This window comes from Halalkalibacter flavus (assembly GCF_036663575.1).
GTDB classification, from domain to species: domain Bacteria; phylum Bacillota; class Bacilli; order Bacillales; family Bacillaceae_D; genus Halalkalibacter; species Halalkalibacter flavus.
In genome coordinates this window covers 1-236 of sequence record NZ_JAWRVK010000418.1, presented here as the reverse complement: position 1 = coordinate 236, position 236 = coordinate 1, and the positions used below count along the sequence as shown (strand labels likewise).

Genomic DNA, 236 nt, shown 5'->3' with positions numbered 1-236 from the left:
ACGGCGTGCTTGTGCTGGTGGGTCCGCGGGCGCGCGAGGTGCTGGCGAAGCTCACGGACGCCGACCTCTCCAACGGGGCGTTCCCGTGGCTCACGGCGCAGCATATTTCGGTCGATCTCGCCCCGGTTCGCGCGCTCAGGGTGAACTTCGTCGGCGAGCTCGGCTGGGAGCTGCACCACCCGATCGAGTATCAGAGTCATATCTTCGATGCCTTGATGGCCGCCGGCGAGGAGTTC

1 pseudogene is annotated in these 236 nt (G+C 66.5%); it reads left to right on the top strand.

From position 1 onward, the window contains the following. Window positions 1–236, top strand: a pseudogene (locus tag SAY88_RS25665) (hypothetical protein); the annotation flags it as partial.